This window comes from Niveispirillum sp. FG148, from assembly GCF_057809655.1.
On the sequence record NZ_JBMDKJ010000022.1, the window covers coordinates 66,412 to 84,707 of the forward strand.

The 18,296-nt window shown below is 66.5% G+C and carries 12 protein-coding genes; 7 read left to right on the top strand and 5 right to left on the bottom strand.

The window, feature by feature from the left end; all coding sequences use genetic code 11:
* Positions 1-39 precede the first annotated feature (39 nt).
* Positions 40-1,524, top strand: coding sequence for an O-antigen ligase family protein (locus ACODTW_RS20170; protein WP_488947871.1), 1,485 nt, complete (start codon positions 40-42; stop codon positions 1,522-1,524).
* On the opposite strand, the gene ACODTW_RS20175 is transcribed toward ACODTW_RS20170, so the two are convergent.
* Positions 1,481-2,278, bottom strand: coding sequence for a metallophosphoesterase family protein (locus ACODTW_RS20175; RefSeq protein WP_488947872.1), 798 nt, complete (start codon positions 2,276-2,278; stop codon positions 1,481-1,483). The two genes, ACODTW_RS20170 and ACODTW_RS20175, sit on opposite strands and share 44 nt — an antisense overlap.
* Positions 2,279-2,485: 207 nt before the next feature.
* Between ACODTW_RS20175 and ACODTW_RS20180 the strand changes: the two genes are divergently transcribed.
* A complete protein-coding gene (locus ACODTW_RS20180; RefSeq protein WP_488947873.1) occupies positions 2,486-3,508 on the top strand; it encodes a hypothetical protein in 1,023 nt (340 codons plus the stop codon).
* 31 nt (positions 3,509-3,539) lie between these two features.
* Here the strand turns inward: ACODTW_RS20180 and ACODTW_RS20185 are convergent, their stop codons facing one another.
* Entirely contained in the window at positions 3,540-4,829 is a 1,290-nt protein-coding gene (locus ACODTW_RS20185; protein WP_488947874.1) for a glycosyltransferase, read from the bottom strand.
* A gap of 67 nt (positions 4,830-4,896) precedes the next feature.
* On the opposite strand from ACODTW_RS20185, the gene ACODTW_RS20190 reads away from it, so the two are divergent.
* Positions 4,897-6,960 carry a glycosyltransferase family protein gene (locus ACODTW_RS20190; RefSeq protein WP_488947875.1) on the top strand — a complete coding sequence of 688 codons (2,064 nt, stop codon included), beginning with the start codon at positions 4,897-4,899 and terminating at the stop codon, positions 6,958-6,960.
* Between the two features lie 187 nt (positions 6,961-7,147).
* Here the strand turns inward: ACODTW_RS20190 and ACODTW_RS20195 are convergent, their stop codons facing one another.
* Entirely contained in the window at positions 7,148-8,788 is a 1,641-nt protein-coding gene (locus tag ACODTW_RS20195; protein ID WP_488947876.1) for a tetratricopeptide repeat protein, read from the bottom strand.
* A 153-nt stretch (positions 8,789-8,941) separates the two neighbouring features.
* Complete coding sequence (locus tag ACODTW_RS20200; RefSeq protein WP_488947877.1) at positions 8,942-10,189, bottom strand: glycosyltransferase family 4 protein; 1,248 nt, start codon at positions 10,187-10,189, stop codon at positions 8,942-8,944.
* 236 nt (positions 10,190-10,425) lie between these two features.
* On the opposite strand from ACODTW_RS20200, the gene ACODTW_RS20205 reads away from it, so the two are divergent.
* The 4 genes from ACODTW_RS20205 (at position 10,426) to ACODTW_RS20220 (ending at position 17,374) form a co-directional block, all read left to right on the top strand.
* A complete protein-coding gene (locus ACODTW_RS20205; RefSeq protein ID WP_488947878.1) occupies positions 10,426-12,360 on the top strand; it encodes a class I SAM-dependent methyltransferase in 1,935 nt (644 codons plus the stop codon).
* A gap of 365 nt (positions 12,361-12,725) precedes the next feature.
* A complete protein-coding gene (locus ACODTW_RS20210) occupies positions 12,726-13,634 on the top strand; it encodes a calcium-binding protein (RefSeq protein ID WP_488947879.1) in 909 nt (302 codons plus the stop codon).
* A 111-nt stretch (positions 13,635-13,745) separates the two neighbouring features.
* Positions 13,746-14,534: a hypothetical protein gene (locus ACODTW_RS20215; RefSeq protein WP_488947880.1), complete on the top strand. Its 789-nt coding sequence runs from the start codon at positions 13,746-13,748 to the stop codon at positions 14,532-14,534.
* Positions 14,534-17,374 (top strand): glycosyltransferase, encoded by a 2,841-nt coding sequence (locus ACODTW_RS20220; RefSeq protein WP_488947881.1) that lies wholly within the window; start codon positions 14,534-14,536, stop codon positions 17,372-17,374. Before ACODTW_RS20215 ends, ACODTW_RS20220 begins: the two co-directional genes overlap by 1 nt.
* On the opposite strand, the gene ACODTW_RS20225 is transcribed toward ACODTW_RS20220, so the two are convergent.
* On the bottom strand, positions 17,368-18,174 hold the full coding sequence (locus ACODTW_RS20225; protein ID WP_488947882.1) for a rhamnan synthesis F family protein: 807 nt from the start codon (positions 18,172-18,174) through the stop codon (positions 17,368-17,370). The two genes, ACODTW_RS20220 and ACODTW_RS20225, sit on opposite strands and share 7 nt — an antisense overlap.
* Positions 18,175-18,296 lie beyond the last annotated feature (122 nt).

Below are 18,296 nucleotides of genomic sequence, written 5' to 3' on the forward strand. Positions count from 1 at the left end.
GGACGGTGCTTCGCCTGAAGCCGCGAGGGAATGGGACGAATGGAGCGTGTTGAGGCGCAGCCCGAGCAGGCGGATGGTCATCATCCTCACGGTCCCGGCCTGGTCGCCTCCCGCAACGGTCGTATTCTGATGGGGATGCTGGTGGCCGTCGTGGCCCTGGCGCCCCTGCCGCTGGGCAGCACCAGACCGGTCGCGTGGCTGGTGCTGACAATGCTGGTCGGTCTGCTGCTTGTGGCCTGGAGTGTCCTGCTTCTGCTGCGTCGTCTTCATCTCGCGGTGGCGCCACGCCGGCTGCTGCCGGTGATCCTTCCGCTGCTGCTGGCCCTGGCCTGGGCCTGTCTGCAGGGGACGGGGCAGTTGCCAGCAGGTCTCCTGCATCCCTTATGGGAAGAGACCTGGCGGACGCTTGGTGTGCCGGGGCCGGCATCCCTTTCGCTCGACCCGCAGGCGACCTTCGATGCGGTGCTGCGCAATGCCGCCTATGTCGGCATCTTCTTTCTGGCAGTACAGCTGGGCCGCGACCCGTCCAATGCCTCCATGGCACTGTCCACCCTGGCCGTCGCGGGCGCGGCCTATGCAATCTACGGCCTGTTCATGCATCTGTCCGGCATGCAGATGATCCTGTGGATGCCGAAATGGGCCTATCAGGGGGATCTGACGGCCACCTTCGTCAACCGAAACGCCTATGGCGCCTATGCCGGCATTGGGTTGCTGTGCTGTCTGGCCCGTCTGACCCAGGCCATTGCGTCGCTGCATTCCGGCCGGTCGTTCCGGCTGCGCGATCTGGCCGACCGGCTGGCCATCCGCGCCGTGCCCATGCTGGTGGCGACCTTCCTGCTGCTGACGGCCGTGCTGCTGACCCATTCGCGCGGGGCGATGATCAGCGTGCTGGCGGGGCTGGCGGCGCTGCTGGCCTGCTTTGTTGCGGCTCGGCTGATCTCGCGGCGCAAGGCCTTGCTGCTGGTGGTGGTGGCCATCCCCCTGGTCCTGGGGCTGCTTCTGTTCAGCGGGGAGGAAACGCTGAGCCGGCTCAGCGAAACCAGCGACCATGTCTCCACCGAGGCGGAGGCGCGGACGCCCGTCTATCGGCTGGTGATCGGGGCCATCGCCCAGGCCCCCTGGACGGGTTACGGCTTGGGGGCGTTCCTGTCGGCCTTCCGGCAGTTCCGGGATCCCGGCCTGCCGGGACCCCTGGTCTGGGATTACGCACATAATGTGCATCTGGAACTGCTGATGGATCTGGGCATCCCCGGGGCGGCGCTGGTCTATGTGGCCATGGCGGCCATGGTCATCCTGCTGGTCCGCGGCATGCGCCGCCGGCGGCGGCATCAGGTCTATCCGGCCGTGGCGCTGGCCTGTCTGTTCATGGCCGGCGTGCATGGGGCGATGGATTTCAGCCCGCAGGTCCCGGCCGTCGCGGCCACTCTGTCCTTCGTGCTGGGGATCGGCGTTGCCCAATCCTGGTCGCGCCGGTCGCGCGCTAGGGACGCTTCACCTGAAGAATCCGCTGTTCCGTCCCCTTGAGGCACAGCGCCGTCAGCACGCCCGTGGCATAGGCACCGGTGTCCAGGCCGATCCGGTTGGGATGCATGTCCGGCTCCGGCGTCACCGTATGGCCATGGATAATGACATGCCCGTGCGGGCGCGGATCGGACAGGAAGGGTTCGCGGATCCACAGCAGATCCTCTGACACCTGCGCATCCAGCGGCCGGCCCGGCCGAATGCCGGCATGAACGAAGGCATAGCCGCCGGTCACGCAGGAGTTCTCCAGTCCGCGCAGGAAGTCGAGATGCCGCGGCGGCAGCTTCGCTTCCAGTTCACCCCGCAACTGGGCCAGTCTGGCCGGCGTCGTGGCGCCCGCTGCCGCGATGCCATAGCTGGCCAGCGTCTCTACCCCGCCGAAGCGCAGCCATTCAGCACCACCGGCACCGCCGGACAGGAATTCCAGCATCACCGCTTCATGATTGCCCAGCAGGAAGCGCAGCGTGGCGCCGGGCAGGGGGTTGCCCGTCAGCCGCTCCAGCACGCCGCGTGAGTCCGGTCCGCGATCGATGTAATCGCCCAGAAAGATCAGAACGATGCGGGACGGTGGATGGTCGCCGGCGTCGGCGCGGATGGCGTCCAGCATCGCCTCCAGCAATTCGGCCTCGCCATGGATGTCGCCGACCGCATAGACCAGGAAGCCGGCCGGGATCGACGGTGGTTCAACCGGAACCGGCGGCGCCGGCGGCTGGCGCCGCAACATCGCGGAAAGGGCGTCGATCAGGAAGCGCATCATCGGGTTCCGGGCGGGCTGGGGGAGAAGCCAGGGCAGATATGGGGCCGTGCCGCCGCCGGTTGCAACTGTCCTGGACGGGGCGGCCAGGGAAAAGGCAACGGCTGAGGAGCCCGGCCGTTTAGACAAGACAGGGCAGGGGTAATGGTTTATCAACGCCCTATGGGCTTCGATCCGCGCCCCTTCCGGGGCGAAGCATGGAATATCTGCATGGGGAACGCATTCCATTCCGACGACCCGCTGTCCAGCCAGGTCATCGATCAATGGCGCCAACGCATCCGCCTCACCACGGCGGCGAATTACCATTACCATATGGGGCTTGCCCTGGCGGATAGTGGCGCCACCGAGGCCGCCATCGCCAATTTCCGCAAATCCGTGGAACTGACGCCCGATCATCTGGGCGCGCGCTATGATCTGGAACAGTTGCTGTCCGCACAGGGGCAGCCGCCGGCCGAACGGCTTGACCCTGCACAGTGGCTGCGGGGCCTGATCCAGCATCTGGCCTCGCTGCTGGAAGCGGGGAAGGCGACGCGCGCGCGTCAGGTGCTGGCCGATATCTCGGGTCCGGCATCCGATGAGAAGGTGCTGGCCTGGGCGCGGGTCCTGATCGACCTGCTGTGCGACGGCGCCCGGCAAAGCCGACCGCACCCGGCCGCGCCCCTGGACCGGCAGCAGCTGGAAATCCTTTATCCGCTGCGGGGCGCGTTCCGCCAGGCGGGTCAGCTGTGCCTGCAATGGGCCAATCCAGACGGCATCGACTATTTCGACCTGTACTGCGCGCTGGAGCCGGAGGATCAAACGGTCCTGATCAACCGGGCCCTGGCTCTGGTTGTCGCACGGCGGCTGGACGAGGTGCGCTCCCTGCTGGGTACGCTTCCACGCGACGGGGCGGTTGCGACCCGCCAATGCGCGATCCTGAACATCAGCCTGGATGATGGGGCAGCGGCACTGGCCGAACTGGGGCGCCTGACCGAAGACCCCGTTCACGGCATGACGGCGGCGCTTCATACGGCGGCACTGCTGCTGCTGGGCCGTGCGGAGGAAGCTGCACGCCATCTGCAATATGCAGAACAGGCGCTGCCCGGCAACCCCTGGGTGCAGGTGGTCCGGGCCTGGTATGATCGGCAGACAGGTCAGCCGCCAGCGGCCAGGCTGGATGGGAACGCGGTCGGTATCCGCGGTGTTCTTTCCCGCCTGCCGACGCGCGTCGCCGCATCCCTGGGGACGGATTGAGTTCGCAAGGCGCTTCCCACCCCTGGTATCATCAGCTGCTGCTGCTGCTGCTGCCCGCAGCGGCCGTGCGGGCCAGGGCCGTGGCATAAAGTGCTGCATAGCGGGCCGCAACCCGTTCCAGGCTGCATTCGCGTTCCACGAAATCCCGACCTTCACGGCCCCAGGCGATCAGCCGATCGCGATCCGACAGTGCCTCCCGCAGGGCAGCGGTGAAGCAGGCGGTATCGTGCCGCGGGGCCAGGATGCCGTTCCGGCCCGACCGGATCATGTCCGGCAGGCCGCCCAGATCAAAGCCGATGACAGCCGTGCCGCAGGCCAGCGCCTCCAGACCGGTATTGGGGAAATTCTCCTGGCCGCTGGGCACGGCCACCAGATCGGCCAGGGCGTAGAGTTCGGCCATGTCGGCGTCGGTGCGGACGGTGCCGGCATGGATGACGGGCACATTGACGGGCGGCGGCACCTGCCCCTCTCCCGCCAGCAGCAGGACAAGGCGGTCCGCACCGGGCAGCGTGTCCAGGGCCGCCTTCAGATGCGCATAGCCCTTGCGGGGGTCATCCAGGGCATGGGAGACGAACAGGACCACGGTGGCCGCGCAATCGATGCCGCGTCGCAGGCGCAGCGCGTCCCGGTCACGGGGGCGGTATGTGTCAATATCCAGTCCGTTGGGAATGACATGGATGGGCCGGTCGCGCAGCAGGCTGCTGCGTGCGGCTTCCGCAGCCATCCAGCGGCTGGGCGTCACAATATGCAGCGGCGCCCGCAGCCGGGTCAGGGCCACCCGCTTGCGCGAAAGGATCACGGCCGAAAGGTCACCCTCATCCGTGGAATCCAGCATCGGGCATGCCCCGCAGGCGCGGGTATAGCGCTCGCAGTCGCCCGTGTAATGGCAGCCGCCGGTGAAGATGTTCTGGTCGTGCAGCGTCCAGACCAGGGCCTGATGCGGTCCGCGCCGTTCCATGAAGTGCGCCCAGTCGACCAGGCCGCGCGTCCAGTGAAGGTTGAAGACATCGGCATCCCGCAGCCGCTGTTCCAGCAGCTGCGCACGCGCGGCGCGTTCCGAATGAAAGGGAACGAAGCCGGAGGTGCGCAAGCGGGGGTAGGGGGCCTCCTCGGCCCGGACGGCCTCCTCCGCCGCCTGATATTCCGCTTGCTCCGCCACCGTGACGGCCCGGACAGGAATGATGGCGGGATCATCGCTGTCGCGGCGGGCGACATACAGGCTGCGGTCGATGCCCAGCCGGCCCAGACCGACATAAAGCCGATGCATGGCGCGGGCCGCCCCGCCGGCCGTGTCGAAAGTGTTCAGCAGCGCCACGCGCATCCGGCCGGTTCCATTCTGTTCGCCGGGATTTCGCTCAACTGGTCAGGTACCCCGTCGGCAGGGCATAATGACCTCCCGCCTCCTGTCTTCGCAAGGCCCCGCCGCCGCCATGACCCTGCGCCTCTCCCTGTTCAATCCCATCGATCCTGATCGCCCCGTGGCGGAAAGGGAACTGGCCCTGCGCTTTGCCCAGGCCATGACCGGGCTGGGGTGGCAGGCCGGCATCCATCATCGATCGGACCAGGTGCGGACCTTCAACCCCGACGCCGTGTTGAACCTGTTTCCGGTGGCGGCCCCGAAACTGACCGATCACCCATGGCTGGGCTGCGCCTGGGGACCGCCATCCATCATCGAGGGGATGAAGGCAGCGGATCGCGATCTGGCCGCCGTCAATGAATTGAGCCACGACGCCTATCTGGTGTCCGGCGAGTCCCTGGAACTTCATCTGCGCGGGCGGCTGGCCGTGGCGGGCCGGTCGGCGCCGATGCGGGCGATGCATGTCAGCTCGCCCCGGTCCAGCCGGAAGCCGGGCCTGGGGCCCGACAGCCGCTTGTTCTATGTCGGGTCGAACTGGGACGGGCTGCGTTTTCCGCACCTGATGGCCCGTCTGGCGGAGGAAGGGGTGCTGGCCCTGTATGGGGCGGCGGCGCGCTGGTCGCACCTGCCGGGGGCGTATCAGGGCGAACTTCCCTTCGACGGGCGATCGGTGATCGATGCAGCCCATCATTGGGGCATGGGCCTGTGCCTGCACCTGCCGCAGCATCGGGCGGATGGTGTCCCCAACATGCGGGTGTTCGAGCTGGCGGCGGCCGGTGCGGTGATTGTGTCCGACCGGCATCCCTTCATCGAACATTGGTTTGGTGACAGCGTGCTATATGTCGGGACCGACGAGGGTGAGGCGGCGGCGGCAGCCGACATCCTGGACCGTGTCGCCTGGATCAGGGCCAATCCCGCCACGGCGCGGGAGATGGCGGCCACGGCACAGGCCATCTTCAACCGGCGGCTCTGCCTGGAGGAACTGCTGGCCCCGCTGCCCGATCTTCTGACCGAACTGGCGGGCGCGCGTCGGGCCGGTGGCCCGGGCGGTGTGGCTGTGCTGCTGCCGGACGGGCCCGGTCTGGCGGAACGGCTGTCCATGCTGGCGGGGCAGTGCGGGGCGCCGGCCGTGACGGCGCTGGTGCCGGGCGGGGCCGAACTGCCGCCCGCGGTGGCCGGCATCACGGTCCGTCCCCTGCCGGGGCCGGCGGATGCCGCCGCGCTGCTGTCGGCGATGGGGGATGCGGCCGGCCTGGCCATCCTGCCCGCTTGGGTGGAATGGCACGCCGACCATCTGGCGCGGATGCGGGAGATGGCGCCGACGGGGCGGGCGGCGCTTGCCGCTGCCCTGTGGCCGCGACCGGCGGGGGCGACGGGCTTTCCGGTCGATCCGGCAGAGGAATGGTCGCTGGCTCCGCTGACCACCGGGGGCGATGAACCAGCCCTCGCCCTCCTGCGGGCCGGGGCGCTTTATTGCCCGGCGGAGCGGTTGCGGGGGCTGCAACTGGCCGCAGCCGACTGGCGGTCGCTGGCGCTGGACCTGCCGCCGGCCCTGGCCGCCGCGGACGGACTGGCCTTTCACCCCGTGACCAGTCTGCGCCTGACAGACCCTTCACCGGCGGGGCAGCCGGCATCGCTGGCCTGGCCGCCGCTGTCGCCGGTGTCATCGCCGGCGCGGCCGCCGCGGGTGACCGGTATCAACGACCTGTCGCCGGCCTTGGCCGCCGACCTGCCCTGCCTGTGGTCCCCGGCGGATTTCGACCGGCTGCCGCCACGCGGGCCGATCTGGCTCTATGGGGCGGGCCGTGGCGGGGAGCTGGTCATGGCGGCCCTGCCGGCAACAGCCCGCGCCCGGCTGCGCGGCTTCCTGGACAGCCGCAGCCGGGGGGAAGTGCAGGGGCTTCCGCTGCGCTGTCCACAGGACCTGGATCCGGCCGACCTGGAACCCTCCACGGTCATCATCGCCAGCCAATATGTGTCCGACATGCTGCGGGCGTTGCAGGCGGGGACCGTGCGGCCGGCCCATATCCTGAACGCCTATCCCTACATCGCCGACCGGGTCGAGGCGGACGGCAGACTCGTGCATATGGGGTAATCTGTCCGGCGGAGGTAACCGATCACGCCTTATACAAATCACCCTTGATTGTGACCGATCAAGGGTGATTTGTGGTCCCTCAAGCGCCGGGCACCCGCATCCGCGGGCTTGGCTTGCGGCGCACGAGCGCCGGGCCGGCGCTCGCCGGCCTGCAATCCGCCAAGGGTCAAACCCTCGGCAGATTGTATTATATCGTGTCCTGGCTGATCATTTCCCGAACATAGTTGACATGGGGGTCGGCCAGAGCCTCGGCGCGGTCCAACAGTGCCTTGGCCGTCGCCGCGTCCCGGTCCAGGCGCCAAGCCAGCTCGGCCAGCACGGTGAGGACCGACGGCACCTCCTTCTCGGTCCAGCGCGCGAGCTGCCCGCGGACCTTGTCCAGGGCCGGGCGGTCGTCCGGCCGGTGCTTCAGCAGCATACGCGCCAGATTGACCTGGGCGGCGCAATGGTTCTGTGCGGCGGCGGCCGTGAACAGCTCGATGGCCCGGTCCGGATCCTCCGCATATTCTTCGCCCAGCGTGTGGGCATGGGCCAGCCGGAACTGCGCCGACGCGCTGCCGATGTTGGCCGCCGCCTCGTAGCAGCGCCGCGCCGCCTCCTGGTCTTGCGGCACGCCGCGCCCGTGATACAGCAGCACACCAAAATTATAGAGCGCGTTCGCGTGCTGCTGCCCTGCGGCCTTCATCATCAGCTGCGCGGCCTTTTCCTCGTCCTGCGGCACGCCGGTACCGTCCAGATGACAGATCGCGAGCCGGAAAAGCGCCTCCGGCAGACGCTCGGCCGCCCGCTCGAAATAGGACACGGCGCGTTCGGGATCGGCCGGCACATGGTCACCCGTCAGGTGGGCCAGCCCGATGGCCAGCACGGCGCCCGGGTGGTCGCGCTCGGCCGCGGCGGTGTACCAGACGATGGCCTCGGCCTTGTTCGGGATGCCGGCCTGTCCCGTGGCGTGCAACTCGGCCAGAATGGCCATGCTGTCGACATCGCCCTTCAACGCGGCGCGGCGAATCCAGGTTTCCGCCTGGCTGATATCGACGCTGGTGGCGATGCCGTGAAGATAGATCCGGCCCAAAGTCTGCATCGCCGCGACGATCCCGGCGTCGGCGGCCTTCAACAGCCATTTGCGGGCAGCGACCGGATCGGCTTCCACCCCCACCCCATGCAGAAGGTGCGCGCCCACCAGATAATAGGCCGTGGCATTGTCCTGGGCTGCCGCCTGTTCGTAGAGCCGGTAGGCGTCGGCCACATCCTTGCCCGGCACCTGGCCGTCGGCGATCAGCCCCCCCAATCCGACCATGGCCTGGGCGTTGCCGGCCTCGGCGGCCCTTCTGTACCATTCCGCAGCCTCGGCCGGCAGGCGCGGCGCCTGCTCGCCGGCATCGCGGTTCAGCAGCCAGCCCAGCAGCACCTGGGCATCGACATGCCCCTGTTCTGCCGCCAGCCGGGCCCAGTATCGCGCCTTGGCATCGTCACGCGGCAGAAAGAAGGGCTGACGCAGCTTGTCCTGATGGCGGCTGCCACCGTCCCCCTCGGCATCCTGGTCGGCCACCTCCCCGACACCATTGGCATGGAACACGGCAAGCTGGGCCTGTGCGGCGGGCAGGCCCGCCTTTGCGGCCTCCTCGAACCAGCGATAGGCATTGCGTACCGAACGCAGCACGCCCTGCCCCTGGGCCAGGGCATTGGCCAGGGCCAGCTGGCAATGGGGGTCGCCCTCCTGCGCGCCCTGGTGCCACAGCCGCGTGGCATCCGACAGCTTGCCCTTGCGTGCCGCCTGGGTGCCGCGCTGCAACAACGATCCGCCCAGCTTGTCGATTGCCCGGCGCATCAAGGACTTCTGGGGTTTGTTTACCGACACGGGATGTTTCCACCTTTCGGGGCGGGACAAGCAGGGGGCGATGGTTCGGAACGCACCTTGCCGATGGCAGCGTGCAAGGCGCAAGGTCTAGCGGATGCGGCCCGCCCCGCAAAGGGGGCAGGGTCAGATCGGCAGATTTCCGTCCCGGCGCAGCAGCGACAGCCAGGCCGGAAGGGCGATGCCGGTCAGGTCATACCGGTCCAGCACCGTCTGCCGGCCTGCCGCTCCCAGGGCTGACCGCGTTTCGGCGGGCAGGGCCAGCGCGGCTGAAACGCCGTCCGCCAACGCGGCAGGATCCGGGAACCGTACCAGCAATCCATTCTGCCCGTGCGCCACCACCTCCTCCACCGGTGCTGTTGCGGAGGCCAGAAGCGGCGCGCCGCAGGCCATGGCCTCCAGCATCGACCAGCTGAGCACGAACGGGTAGGTCAGATAGAGATGCAGGGTGCTGAGGCGCATCAGATTGATGAAATCATCATAGGCCAGCCGCCCTATGAAATGCACGCGGTCCAAATGCACGCGGTCCAGCGGCAGTGTGCCGGCCAGTTCCGCCAGCATCCGCTCCCGCCAGCCGCCGCCATCCGCAGGCGGCGGACCATAGGAGGTGCCGTCGCCGCCGACAATCACCAGATCCGTCGCCGGGTGCCGGGAAAGAATGGCCGGGGCGGCCCGCATCAGGGTGTGAAAGCCGCGATAAGGTTCCAGATCCCGCGCCACATAGGTGAGGATGGGCCGCGACCCGTCAAGCACGCGTCCATCAGGCAAAGCCAGCGGTTTCGCCGGACCCGGACTGGCCCTGACCGTGTCGATGCCCTCATGCAGCAGCGCCAGCGCGTCCCGGAAGGCCGGGGGATGCAGGTCACGCTGCCAGCGGGTGGGGCTGACGCCCCGGTCAACCGTGGCCAGCCCCAGCAGATTGGTGGCGTTCATGGCCCGGACCCGCGCCCGGTCATTCAAGCTGGCGGGAAATTCCGGGTCGAAGCCGACATCGGCACCAGTGCCGTGATAGTAGAACTCGAAATAGCCGATCAATGGCACATTGGGCCAGACTTCCTTGAGGAACAGGATCTCGCCCCAGCCATTATGCCCGATGATCAGGTCCGGCCGGTAGCCCTGCCGATCCAGCAGCACGCAGTTGGCCAGCACCGCCTGCCCGCGCCACATGGCCCGGTCGGACAGGAACAGATAGGGATGGGGGCGACTGTCGGCACCGACCTCCGCCACGTAGCGGTGAAGCTGGACGCCGGGCACGTCCATGACGGGATCACTGGCCAGGGCCCGGACCTCGATACCCGGCTGTGCTGCCAGGTACCGGGCCAGATGCACGAACTGTCCCGGAAAATCCTTATGCAGAAATAGTATCCTGAACATCGTCCCATCCCCGCGCCTTGCCCACAGCGTGGCCCAGCCGATTGGCGTCCCGCAAGAGATTTGCTTTCCTGTTGTGGCCACACCTTCTAAAGCTATGGCGCGTTGGTCCAGAACGACCTCTTGCTTCCCCGATGATTTTCCGGAGTGACCCCGTGCATTTCCTGTGGCAACAAGAAGATGTCGAGGCGGTTGATTGCGTGTGCCCGGTTTGTCGGGACCCTGGCCCCCATCGGCCGGTGCTGGTCATCCCCGGTGCCGGACCGGCCGGCGCCGACTGGCGCATTCTGGAATGTGCCGGATGCGGCACCCGGTTTTCCAGCGACCGCCAGGGCGCGGATTACCGGGGGGAGGAGGCGCCCGGCGGGGTCGTGCTGGATTTCTATCTGGAACAAGGGGCGGGGCTGCGCCCCATGCTGGAACCGCTGGGATTCGCCGAGCCGGGGCCGGGTCGGCGCATGCTGGAAATCGGTGGCGGCTATGGCTTTGCCAGCGACTATGTCCAGCAGGTGCTGGGATGGACGGCCAAGGGATATGACCCGTCCGGCCTGGCAGCCCTGGGGCGGGATCATCTCGGCCTGGACATCGTTCGCGACTATTGGACCGACGATGTGCCGATGACGGAGCCCTACGACATCGCCTATGCGTCGGAAGTGGTTGAGCATATCCCCGAACCATCGGCATTCCTGGCCTCCATGCGGCGCGCGGTGGGAAGTCGGGGCGTGGCCGTTCTGACCACGCCGGACGGCGCGGCGCTGAATGTCGGCACGACCCCCGGCATGCTGGCGCCGATCGCCAGTCCGGGGTTGCACCTGACCCTGTTCAGCGCCCTGGGAATGGAAATCGCGCTGAAACGAGTCGGTTTCGGGTATGTGCAGGTGGATGTCTGCGGCGCGCAGATCCGCGCCTATGCCTCCGATGCGCCATTGCCGCCGATCGTGCCGCTCGACCCGGATCGCTTTCTGCAATATCTGCGAAAGCGGATCGACACGCCCGACCTCTCGCCGGCCTTGTTGTCGGGGTTGCGCTATCGCCTGCTGAAGGAACTGGTGAATGCCGGTCAGACGGCGGCAGCCATGGCACAGTTCGAGGCGCTGGCTGATCAGGCGGTCGCGCGGTTCGGCATCGACCTGCGACAGCCGGAGACGCTGCCGGTACCGGAGAGGGGTGTCGGGTTCTTCGACTGGCTGAAGATTCTTCCCGGGAACATTACTGGTCTTTTCTATTTCCGGGCCGTGCTGGCCAATAATGCAGAGGGCGATCCGCGTCTGGCCGCCCGTTTCGCTGCCGTCGCGGCGCTGGCCGGCGCTTCCCTGCGCGCCGCAATCCTGCCCACCGGCATGGATGATGGCGAAACCGAACTGCTGACCATGGCGGCAACCCATCTGACGCTGTCGGCGGGGATCGGGGCCGGCGCCGACATGGCGACGCTGCTGTCCAGCATCGAATCCGGGGACGACAGCCATGGGCTGATGCTGCCCGACGGCTTCCGCCGCCGGCTGCGCGCGGATATCTGCCGGGACCTGCGGGCCCGCCATGACCCGGCCCTGCTCTGGCAGGGCTTGTGTCCGCGTCCGTCCGCGCCGGATGAACTGGCCCTGCTGTGGACCTTGTTGCGCAACGGGCTGCCCACAGAGCCGGTACCCGCCCTCCAGGCCCTGGCCGCGGCACAGGACGCCGAGGAGCTGCGTCAGGCCCTGTGGGATATCTGGGCGACTCCCCATGCGGCAGAGGCCGTCTGTTCCGTCCGTCACGCACGCCGCATCGCCCTGATCCGACTGGTGCAGCTGCGTGAGTTCGCGGAGGCTCGCTATCTGCTCGAGATCTGTGACGATCCGTCCCTGGCGGACGATACGTCGGTGAGCAATGCCCTGCAGATCGCCCGGTCGGCCGGGCCGGCGGTGCCGCAGGCGGCGGAGTCCGTGTTCGCGCCCATCCAGAACGCCGCGAATCCGGACGCCGTCCATCGCGCCTTGCGGGACATCTGGCTTTCGCCCCGGGCGGCCCGGTCGGCGACAACGATTCGTCACGCGCGCAAACTGGCCCTGATTCGGCTGGTTCTGCTGGGGGCATTTGCGGAAGCGCGGGGGCTGTTTGCTGCCTGGGAAGACCCGTCCCTGGCGGATGATGCACCGGTGGCTACCGCTTTGGAGATTGCTGCATCTGCGAGATAGGCGGGGTGGGCTAGGTTGATGCAACTGTTTGGCTTGTGATGTGTCTGTAAAGAGGACTAGGCCGAAGGTCATACTGATGGGAGGCTGCCTGCGGCGCACAGGCCGGGGCGATGGCTCAAGTCCTTGTTATTACCGGAGATTCTGGGCTGGCCGCCGCGACGGCCGGGGGCGGGGTGCCAAATGCCGGGATGAATCCGTTAACATCTGGGTAAGGATGCGACGCATCAATGAGGTTGCATCAGGTGGGGATGACTGCTAAAGTTTTCGAGAAATCTCAGCGTAGTCCGTTGGGTAGGCTTGGCCCGGAAGTCGCCAAGGCATTAGGCGGTTGGTGTAGATAATTTTTGCGATAGGTGGGGGTTGCGATGGCGACATTGACGGGTGGTGCAACGGTAGCGACGATCGGTCTGACGGCGACGGAGAACCAGTTCATTGCATCGGTTCTGAACACGCAGAGTTCCGGCCAGGCGGTCGTACTTCAGCAGGTTACCTTGACGCCGACCGCGGTTACGGGGGCCGAGGAAGTTCTGATCGGTAACATCCGCTCCACGAACATCACCAATTCGGTTATCACCTCGACCGGTGCCGCGAATGAATTGGTGCAGATTACCGCCCCGTCTGGCGGTTCTGGTTCCATCAGCAACGTCGTGATTGATGACCGGGTCCAGAACATCGTCCTGTCGGGGACGTCCAATAATCAGGTCGTGTCTCTCTTCGCCGGCACGGGCACCAGCCTGATCGTCGGTGATGCCGGCTCCAGCTTCGTCGTTGGCAACGCAAACAGCACTGTCGCCCTGACCGTCGTTGGTGGTGTCGGTAACGACTCGATCATCGGTGGCGGTGGTAACGACCAGGTGCAGCTGGGCGAGTTCGGTGTCGCCAACGGCGGTGCCGGTGCCGATACGCTGATCGGTGGTACGGGTTCCTCGACCCTGGGCGGTGGCGCCGGTGCGGACAGCATTGTGGCCGGTGCCGGTGGCGGCGTCATGCTGGGTGAAGCTGGTAACGATACGCTGACCGCCGGTGCGGGCAACGACATTATCGTCTTCCAGCCGGGCGATGGCAGCGACCGTGTTGTTGGCTTCGATCCGACCAAGGATACGCTGGCCTTCTCCAGCACCAATTACGGGGCGGGCGGGACGCTGGACCTGCTGTCGCTGATCAACAATGCGACCGTGTCCGGTGGCAACACCGTCCTGACGTTGCCCGATGGCTCGACCATCACGGTTGTCGGCGTGACCAACATCAATCTGAGCTGGTTCACGGTGAAGTAACCCTCACCGTTGCCGAAGTGAAGGGAAATGGCGGGCTTTGTCCCGCCATTTCCTTTTGTGGAATCGCAGCAAATTGCTACGATGAGCCATTGCAGAACCGGTGCGCAGGCGATGACGACAGAGAATGCAGTGACACCCGCGGGCGAGCGGGAGGTGAATGCGGAACGCTTTCGTTCTTCCAGCCAGGTGCTGGCCTTGCCGGAGGGGCTTTATCTGGTCTCGGTGCGCCCGCGGGCCCAGCCGGATCGGGTGGTCAATGGTGTCAGCTTCCCCGCGGCGCAGTTGTCCTGCCTGCCTCAGCCCGGCACGGCCGGATTGAAGTTTCTGCAGAATGGCGAACTGGTCAATGCGGCCTGGCTGAATGGAACGGGGCAGGCTGTGCTGGTGGTGCCGGCCGGTCCGGCCCCGCTTCTGATCACAAATTACCTGTTCGGCTCTGAATTGCAGGTTTGCCTGGATCTGGAGATCAAGCGGCTGAACAATGTCATCCCCGCTGCCCAGGTGGGCCTGCGGCTGCATGCCCATATCCAGCAGGTCGGCCCCGTCAGCTTTGCCGCGGGCCAATGGGCCGCCGCAGAGGATGCGCCCTTCTGGATAGAGGCGCTGCATGTCGAGACCAGCGCATCGGTCGGACAGTTGCTGCAATATCGGGTGCCGGGCTCTTCGTCCAGTGACGGTAACTGGACATCGTCGCCTCTGCTTCTGGGAACGCCGGGTGGACGGCCGCTGTCAGGCATCGCGTTCCGGCTGATGCCGCCGCTGTCCCAGACACATCGGGTCATCTATGGCGCCCGCTTCCTTCGGCATGGTGAAATGGAAGCCGCCGATGGCGAGCCGTGCCGATCGCCACAACCTCAGGACCCGCTGATTGCCGTGCGCGTTGCCATCGTCGCACGCTGATGGCCCAGGGACAGGATCCGCAGGCGAAACCTGATACGCAGCAGGTGGGGGCTGCGGCCGTGCCGTTGCGCCTACGTCTGCGGACCGAACTGCTGGAAGCGCTTGCCAGAGGCGATCATGACAGGGCCCGGCTGCTGGGCGAATATCTTGGTCGTCTGGTACCGGCCGCTGCCGATGACCTTACCGTGGTTGCCACTATGCGGTTCTGCTGTGGCGATGCCGAGGAGGCCCGTCATCTGCTGCGGCGGGTATTGACGCTCGATCCCTATCACCTCACGGCGGCCAAGGGCCTGCTCGGACTGGGCGTAATTGATGGCTCCGTCCTCGCCGCTTTGTCCTGGCACGCGGAAACCGATGTCGATGCCATTCGCAAGTTGATGGATCAGGTGGCGCGCGCCGGCGCACCCCTGACCTATATCGCCGGGCGTACAGTGCATTGCATCCTGCCGCCGACAGCGCAGCGACTGGCGATGGTCTGGCAGGGCCTGATTCTGGCCGATCAATCCCTGGCCGCATCGGGTGATGGCGTCCGTGTCGTGGCGATTCGCCTGCCGGAGCCTTTGCGCGGCATCATTGATCCGCTGGTGCTGGTCGATGGGCAGGCAGTGGGCCCGGCAATCGATGCCGTGAGCTTGCGGCCGCCGCGGCTGACGGGCTTGGTCGAGGAACGGGAAGATGGGCACTGGCAGGCCCGCGTGCTGGATCTGGCCGCACCGGGCCGGCCGGTAGCGCTATTGCTGCTGGACGGGGACCGGCTGCTGTCGCGCCATGTTTCTGTCCCTCCCGGTGGTCAGCCCATCGCGGACCTGCTGGATGCCCCCCTTCTGTCGGTACCGGTGCCGAATGACATCGCCCGCCCCCGGCTGCTGTTCGAACTGACGGGGGAACCCCTGCATCTGCCCGCCGGGGCGCAGGCCGCGTCGCGGGGGCGGACAGATGATGTTGTCGACGTGATTGTCCCCGTCTATGGGGACGAGGCGGCGACGCGGGCGTGCTTTGCGGCTCTGCTGGAAAATGATGCCGGCGCACCGATGCGGATTATCGCCGTCGATGATGCCGGACCCATCCCGGCCCTGGTGCCATTCCTGGATGGTTTGGCCAGAGCCGGGCATATCATGCTGCGCCGCAACCACGGCAATCTGGGCTTCGTGCGCAGCGTCAATATCGGCATGGCCGTATCCGCGGACCGGGATGTGGTACTGCTGAATGCAGACACCATCGTTTCCGCAGGCTGGTTGCGTCGCCTGCGCGCGGCGGCCTATCTTTCATCGGATATCGGCACGGCCACGCCCTGGTCCAACGATGCGACCATCTGTTCCTATCCCACCGGAAATGACCGCACGCCGCTGGATCAGGTCGATCCGGCCGGGCTGGACAGCGTGGCCCAGACGGCGCTTGCCGGACAAGTCGCGCCGATACCGACCGCGGTCGGCTTCTGCATGTATATCCGCCGGGATTGCCTGGACCGGACCGGCTGGTTCGATGCGGTGGCCTTCGGCACGGGCTATGGCGAGGAGAATGATTTCTGCCTGCGGGCGACGGCCCTGGGCTGGCGGCATGTGCTGGCACTGGATGTTTTCGTCGGTCATGTCGGCGGCGGCTCCTTCGGTCCGGAGAAGCAGAGTCGCATCCGCAACGCCTTGGCGATTCTGGAACAGCGCTACCCTGGCTATGAGCAGGAAATTCAGTGTTTCCTGGCGGCTGACCCGCTGGCCGCGGCCCGGCGCCAGCTGGATATTGCCCGGTTGGTGGGGCAGGGGACGATTTTCCCGCTGCTGCTGGTCTGCGCCACACTGGGGGGCGGGACGGACCGGTTCGTCACCGCGCGCGTCGCGCGGTGTGCAGCGGCGTGTGTGTCGACATTGATCCTGCGCCCGGAACGGACAGCGGAGGGTGCGCGTTCGCTGCGTCTGGAGGTGCCCGGCCGGCCGGACCTGCCCAATCTGGTCTATGACCTGGCGGACGGGTTGGCTGATCTGCGGGCCGATCTGCGTCGGTTGGGTGTTGAACGGATGGAAATCCACCATCTGTTCAATCTGGATCTGCCGGTCCTGTCCCGTCTGACCGGCTGGTTCCCCTATCGCGTGCATCTGCACGATTACGCATGGATATGCCCCCGCATCACCCTGACAACGCAGGATGGCCGTTATTGCGGCGAACCAGACGTGACCGGTTGCGAGCAATGCGTGATCGATAACGGCGATCTGCTGGGAATTGATGTCTCGGTCGCCCAATGGCGTGACGGCACGCGCCGGGTGCTGGAGGGCGCGGATGCTGTCGATTGCGCCACGCCCGACAGCGCCCGGCGAATCGTCCGTTATGCGCCCGGCGCGCCGGTGCAGATGGTCGCAATTGAGGACGGGACCGCGCCGATCGTTGGCCCGGTGGTGAGGGCCGATCCGGATCAGCGTCCCTGGTCGGTGCTGATTGCGGGGGCGATCGGTCCGCCCAAGGGTTTCGCCCTGCTGCTGGCCTGCGCCTTGGACGCGGCTGCCCGCGACTTGCCGCTGCGCTTCATCGTCATGGGCTATACGCTGGATGACGCGGCGCTGTTTGATACCGGACGGGTGGATGTCACAGGCCCCTATGAGGAGGGGGAGGCGCCGGGCCTGTTGGCGCGGCTGGCGCCGCATGCGGGTTTCCTGCCCTCAACCTGGCCAGAGACCTGGTGCTACGCGCTGACGCACCTGTTCTCGACCGGGCTGCCGGTGGCCACGTTTGATCTGGGCGCGCAGGCTGAACGGCTGCGCGCCTATGGAAAGGGGATATTGCTGTCCCTGGAGATGACGCCATCGGCGATCAACGATGCGCTGATCGCCATGGCGGCGGGCCGTCAATAGACGCGATTGCGCATCGTCCGTTCCAGATGGCGGACGATCAACCGGCTGTCATACTGGGAATGGCCGGCCAGGATGCGCTCCCAATGGTGCAGGAACGGGATGGCCATCGGGTTGTGCTGCAGCAGGTCGCGCTTGATGAAGGGGCAGCGCGCCGGCCCCAGCAGGTGATCCCAGAAGAAATGGGTCTGGTTCAGCGGCACGCCATCGCGGATGGCGCGGGCAATGGTTTCCAGATAGCGATAACGGATCGGATCCTCGTCCGGCTTGGTTTCCTCCAGATAGGATTCGATCCGCGGGGCCAGCGTGCTGACCGTCTGGCGATAGGGAACCAGCGCCTGGCAGCGCAGGCCATAGCGCTGCAAGTACGGCGTCAGGCCGATTTCACCATACCGGACCACCCACCGTTTGCGCTGGTAATAGGGCAGGCGCTTCCAGAACTGCTGGAAGGCCTTGCTGCGCAGCGCCTTGGGGTGGAACAGCAGGAAGTAGCTTTGCAGGTGGAACTGACGGTCCCAACAGTCGGTAATGCCCCAGACATCCGCCTGGGAGGGATCCGATTCCGCAATGATGTCCGGCAGATCCCGCAATGGCCCGTACATGCTGTCATTGGTGACCAGCAGCATGTCCAGCGCCTGGGAATCCGGAATGGCGGCGATACCGTCCTTGAAGGCGCCGAAATCATAGCCGACATTTGCACGCCAGATGATCTTCGATACCAAAGGCTTCAGCTGCTTGACGCTGCTTTCAGGGAATTTCGGCGAGTTCGACGTGAAAATGACGGCGAATCCGGCCTTCTGCATTTCCTGGATATAATATTCGACATAGTCATGAACGACGCCATGTGTGTCGAAATGATTGAAAACAGCAACACGCTTGGCCCCTTGCAGCGATACATCGCCATCCCAGCGGCGCCGGACATGAT

Excerpts from the sequence above, each read along its gene's own strand:
- ACODTW_RS20170 (WP_488947871.1), top strand. The coding sequence starts at position 40 with ATGGAGCGTGTTGAGGCGCAGCCCGAGCAGGCGGATGGTCATCATCCT.
- ACODTW_RS20175 (WP_488947872.1), bottom strand. The coding sequence starts at position 2,278 with ATGATGCGCTTCCTGATCGACGCCCTTTCCGCGATGTTGCGGCGCCAG.
- ACODTW_RS20180 (WP_488947873.1), top strand. The coding sequence starts at position 2,486 with ATGGGGAACGCATTCCATTCCGACGACCCGCTGTCCAGCCAGGTCATC.
- ACODTW_RS20185 (WP_488947874.1), bottom strand. The coding sequence starts at position 4,829 with ATGCGCGTGGCGCTGCTGAACACTTTCGACACGGCCGGCGGGGCGGCC.
- ACODTW_RS20190 (WP_488947875.1), top strand. The coding sequence starts at position 4,897 with ATGACCTCCCGCCTCCTGTCTTCGCAAGGCCCCGCCGCCGCCATGACC.
- ACODTW_RS20195 (WP_488947876.1), bottom strand. The coding sequence starts at position 8,788 with ATGCGCCGGGCAATCGACAAGCTGGGCGGATCGTTGTTGCAGCGCGGC.
- ACODTW_RS20200 (WP_488947877.1), bottom strand. The coding sequence starts at position 10,189 with ATGTTCAGGATACTATTTCTGCATAAGGATTTTCCGGGACAGTTCGTG.
- ACODTW_RS20210 (WP_488947879.1), top strand. The coding sequence starts at position 12,726 with ATGGCGACATTGACGGGTGGTGCAACGGTAGCGACGATCGGTCTGACG.
- ACODTW_RS20215 (WP_488947880.1), top strand. The coding sequence starts at position 13,746 with ATGACGACAGAGAATGCAGTGACACCCGCGGGCGAGCGGGAGGTGAAT.
- ACODTW_RS20220 (WP_488947881.1), top strand. The coding sequence starts at position 14,534 with ATGGCCCAGGGACAGGATCCGCAGGCGAAACCTGATACGCAGCAGGTG.
- ACODTW_RS20225 (WP_488947882.1), bottom strand. The coding sequence starts at position 18,174 with ATGCAGAAGGCCGGATTCGCCGTCATTTTCACGTCGAACTCGCCGAAA.